Source organism: Marinagarivorans sp., assembly GCF_982758155.1.
Genome location: NZ_CEXWTU010000305.1, coordinates 1 through 4,879 on the forward strand (window position 1 = coordinate 1; position 4,879 = coordinate 4,879).

General features: G+C 46.3%; 4 protein-coding genes. 1 reads left to right on the forward strand and 3 read right to left on the reverse strand.

Annotation, left to right across the window (positions count from 1 at the left end):
• Positions 1 to 371: 371 nt before the first annotated feature.
• Positions 372 to 1,130, reverse strand: a complete 759-nt coding sequence (locus tag AC3A8L_RS19880; protein ID WP_487964012.1) for a phosphatase PAP2 family protein — start codon at positions 1,128 to 1,130, stop codon at positions 372 to 374.
• 743 nt (positions 1,131 to 1,873) lie between these two features.
• Between AC3A8L_RS19880 and AC3A8L_RS19885 the strand changes: the two genes are divergently transcribed.
• Positions 1,874 to 2,251 carry a hypothetical protein gene (locus AC3A8L_RS19885; RefSeq protein WP_487964013.1) on the forward strand — a complete coding sequence of 126 codons (378 nt, stop codon included), beginning with the start codon at positions 1,874 to 1,876 and terminating at the stop codon, positions 2,249 to 2,251.
• A 395-nt stretch (positions 2,252 to 2,646) separates the two neighbouring features.
• On the opposite strand, the gene AC3A8L_RS19890 is transcribed toward AC3A8L_RS19885, so the two are convergent.
• Complete coding sequence (locus tag AC3A8L_RS19890; RefSeq protein ID WP_487964014.1) at positions 2,647 to 4,386, reverse strand: RICIN domain-containing protein; 1,740 nt, start codon at positions 4,384 to 4,386, stop codon at positions 2,647 to 2,649.
• 76 nt (positions 4,387 to 4,462) lie between these two features.
• Positions 4,463 to 4,765, reverse strand: coding sequence for a hypothetical protein (locus AC3A8L_RS19895; RefSeq protein WP_487964015.1), 303 nt, complete (start codon positions 4,763 to 4,765; stop codon positions 4,463 to 4,465).
• Between the last annotated feature and the right edge of the window lie 114 nt (positions 4,766 to 4,879).

Sequence of the window (4,879 nt, forward strand, 5' to 3'; positions counted from 1 at the left end):
CGGCTTTCTTATCGAGGCGCTTAAAGGGGCGCATGCCGGGGCCTATACGGATATAGGTCATTAGGGTAACGCATGGAGCAGTTACCGAGGCATGTAACGCTTTGAGCAACGAAGGTAAGGATGTCGAAATCAAGCATTAGTGGATGAAATATTGTTTCCTCGTCCCTTAAACAACGAAGCTAAGGATGTCGGCATCAAGGTTTAGTGGATGAGCTGTTATTTCATCGCTTCAGAGGCGATGTGAAAAACTTTGGCTATTTAGCCGCGCCAACTTGAGTTGGCGCACGTCTGTTGTCAGTGCATACGAAAAATCTTCCTCGACAATGACATCCTGAATAGGGATATCTTCAAAGCTGTACTTATACCTATATTTATAGTTCGACGTCAGCTAAAGAAAACTCTGGGTTTGCTAGTCCTGTCCAAATCACTTCTATTTGTTGCCAGTTAACAAAAACCATAATCAATACAAATGCCTGGCTAGCGGCAAAGAGTGGTTGGCTTAAGGAGTGATTTTTTCGTAGGGAGTGAAACATCATGGTTGCCCCAATCCCTAGTAGGGTTCCACCGATAACATCTATAATTAGGTGTTGTTTTACGAGCAATGTGGATGAAATGATAAGTGCCGGAATCCAAATCCACTTCAACATTTTATTGCCGTATTTTATATAGAGTAAGCCCCAGCAGTAAGTGTTTAAAGCTACATGAAAACTTGGGCAGTTGTTTAGCGGAGTATCAATTTTTTGTTGGAATAGTGTTAGTCGTGAGAATATATCATCGCCCGTTGCATAGTCTCTCTCTAAAAGCACCGGGAATAATTTAAACGCTACAAAACCAATACTGAGGACGGCAATAAATATTGTGCTACCCCAGTAGTAATCTTTTCGGTCAGAAAGTAAAAGTAGGGGCGCAAAGACAAATAAATATCCCGCTATGTACGGGATGATAAAAATAGGCACAAGAGGGATCATTTGATCCAGTGCCGTATTTCCTCCGCTCATTACATCGATATGATGGCCTTTAGATGCCCAGACGTAACCCAATTGAAAGAATAGGGTAATTGATATTCCGGTTAATATGCGTGGTAACCAATAGCCTAAAAAATCTTTTTGTTTAAAAAATCCTAGCGTCATGCTTTATTCCTTTCTTAAAACAACATCCGTCGCGGTATCATCAAAAAAAATTTATATATTCAAAGTTATCCGCAATTATCACTCTTGGCAATAAAGGTATTATCAACCGTGTTGCTGACCTTCAGTAAGTAGTGTGTAGGTCTCTGGCCATAAAATAAATACGTAATATTACGTATCCTTATCAATAAGGATGTCAGTTCACATATGAAGGAGCTATCTGAGTGGTGATTCGGTAGCTATATTTGATTGCTATATATCTAGCAGGAATTGACGTGAGATTCGTTCCCTCGGATCGATAGCATGGCACCCAAAGCAGCCTTAGGGGCGAGGCAATAGTAGTTTGTCCAATTAGACGAAGGCGCCTGTTTTCTCAGCAAGGCGCTCGAATGGGCGCATGCCGGGGCCTATATGGACATAGATCATTAGGGTAACGCATCGGTACAGGATGTACTTTATTAGACATTGCACCGCCACACGGATGTGGCAGATTAGGATAACGCAGGAGCAGTTATCGAGGAGCATAATGTCGAGGAGCAGTTACCGAGGCATGTAACGCTTTGGGCAACGCAGTTGAGGAAGTAAGAGGCAAGTATTATTGGATAAAGTATTTTTTCCTCGGCCCTTAAGTGGATCCACTCTTGGAGCGTCGTCGATTGGTGGCGTGAATATGAGTATCGATCAGGCGAAACTATTTATGAGTTAAGCCGTCTGACAGCCAGCGCTACTCATGTGGCAAGCTTGAAGTGGTTGCTACCAGTCATAGTGAGAAACAGCTGTTTACCGCAGAAATACCTACTTGGCTACTCGATGCTGACATTGCGCGCGTGATTATTGAATATAAAGAAGCTATTTATCTGGATGAACATTGGCAAACCCAAAAAGCAACGTTGCTTGATAACTTGCCGGCTAATAGATCAGTATCGCGTATTGACTCTGGTAGAGTTCGTATATTGTGGCAAGCCGATGGAAAAACATCTCTATGGGTGACCGATAGCGAAACGGGGAATATTTTAGGGGTAGATAACGTGGGTGAAATAATTGTTTACAGTGAAAGCCCTTTACTTGAGCTTAAATACACTCGCTATGGTCTTGAAAAAGTCGAGATGGTAGCGGTTGATTAGGGGCGTGCACTGAATAAGTTGCTGGAAATTGGGTTTTTGGGTGCTTGCTTGACGAGGCGAAAATATGGCGTAATAGCTGGCTATTGCAAATATTTTTAACGAAGGCAAGCTTTTTTACATCTGATCTTTTGGCGGGTTTATAGTTAGCATTTTATTTTGGGGCCTCAACATAATGGCCTAACCGCCACACCGAATAACAACAGTCTTAAAAAGAAGATGTTCCGTCTGTGTGATATTTGGTAGTCAACCTGAACACCTACAACAACCATTAAAACCGTGGCGGTAGGCACGCTGGGCGTTACCGGCCGCACACGCGTTGCACTTAAAGCCGTGGACTTAGGCATGCTTTAGAAAGCGGTGTGATTTCATCTCCTGCAGGTCTTTCAATTTTTATACTAATTACAAATATTTCGGCTGCCGCCGGTAACGGTTAAATTCACCCAGTTGGAATTATCTGCACAGGGCGATTCACGCACGCTGGTATTACTTACCTGAAGGTTGCTCACTGTTAAGTCTCGGGTATTGTTGAATTCCGAACGGGCCGATATGCGAAACTCGCCGCCGCCATTAACGGTGCCGCCCTTAATAGTGACGTTATAACAGTTTTCGATAAGCGCCGAGTTGTTACCGTTATTCGCCAAGTCAATAGTATTAATTTCTACACCACCAGATTGGGACACGCAGAACAGACCCCGGCCGCCGCCGCGCGAAATTAATTTGTCGACGTAAATGTTGGTGGGGTATTGGTCGTTTATGCGGCCATTGGTATTGGCAAAGCGCAGTGTTGCATAGCCTGTCCCGGCCCCAGTATTTATGCCATCAACAGTGCCAATGTTGGCGTTGCGGGAATTGTTGAGCAATAAGCCTGCATAACCGGTATCGCGTGCGACGACAGTGCCAATTTCTAAACCGTCGATATTCCAGGTTTCTACCCCGTGCCCGCTGGTGCCCTCAACATATACGCTGTCGATGGTCACATTGGTGGATGTGCCACGGTTATCAAAGCGTATGCCTGCACCACCGCTCATACGTAAATCAATTTGACCAAGGTGCAGGTTGTGGGTATCGGCAATTAGCATTGCAAAAGCTGGGTTGCCCGTCATTTTAAGAAAAGGAACGGAAACGTTTTCTGTTCGAGAGCCCCAAATGGTAATGGCGCCTCTATTGTTAGGTGCAGTATTGATGGTGCCGCAGACTTCAAAGATGGTATTGCTTTTGAGGTTAATTCTGGCGTCGCCCACATCGCCGCTGGCCATAATGGTAACGCGCTCTTGTTGGGTTCGACCTGACGATAGCCCATCAAGCGCAGCGAATATCGCGCCCCTATAGTCGCTGCCAAAGTTACGGCCATTCATTTGGTAATTACCAGGTTGGCCGGTAACGCGCGCCTTCGAGGTTCCCGCGCCACACTCGCCAGTATTGCCATTATCTGGGTCGGGAGTGGGGGCGGGGGTGTAAGCAGCAAAATCGACCAATTGCCATTGCTGCGCTAACCCCGCGCTGCGGGTGTATTGTGTAATACGGGCGCCGGCCACATCAGAGTTGAACTCGGGCGCCAGTACTTTATTACTTAAGCGGTTACTCAGCTGGTGGTAGCCATTACCTAAGTCTAGAATGCGAAACTGCTGATTTTCACCGCCTAGGTCTTCCCATTGTACGATGTCGGCGCCCTCGTCGGTAATGAACTCGTACAAGTCGAGCGCAAGAGCAGAGTGGCGTGCAATTATTCGGTAATAATTATCGCCAGAATCAGCAAAGCGGAACTGCTGGTTTTCGCCGTCGGTTCGATTCCACTGTGTTAATGCCGCGCCAGCTTCTTCCGAAATCTCCGCAATATCAAATGCCAAGCCACTGTCCCGGTTGGCAAGTACATACCAACGATCAGTGTTCATGGCCATAGGGGTTGCGTTTGGCACGGGTGCCACACTGCTTGAGCTCATAAAAGCGCTGGAAGTCACGGCGCTAGATTCGCTGCTTAGGCTTGCCATGCTCGATACGGTGTTAGGAGCACTTGAAGAGCTAATGAGTGAGCTGCTACTAATGCTGCTCTCCATCGCGGCATCGTCGGGCTGGGCAACGCAGGCCGTCAATACGGTAACAAGGGCTGTGCAAGTTAAAATTCTAACGCGTTTCATGGGGCTACCTTAGCTGTTTCGGCTTTTTATATGAAAAGGTATTGAGGGTCGATTGAAGCAAATAGGGTTGATCGATTCAAGCGCTTGATTTGATCACTGTGAAACCGATTACATTGTGGCGATGAAAATCCCCGCGATCAGAAAAAGCGTTAACTGCAGCAAAGGCGGTTGTTACGCTGGCTCCGCCTGTAACTATGGTCAAGCCTGCATGCCCAATGCGAAAAAACCACACGGTACTGGCGGCCATAAGGCGGTGCTGGTCAGTTGCCGGGCTATGGCGTACCGCCGCAGGCGAGATAAAAAGTAGCTTTTCAGTAGCTACAAAGTGCGGTGTGAATTTTATCGGTTTTAAGGGATGAGGCAGTAATACTTTATCCAATAATACTGGTTTCCTGCTTTCTCAGCTGCGTTGCTCGAAGCGTTACATGCCTCGGTAACTGCTCCTCGATAACTGCTTATATGGACCCACCCTGTCAAACAAACTATTTAAACT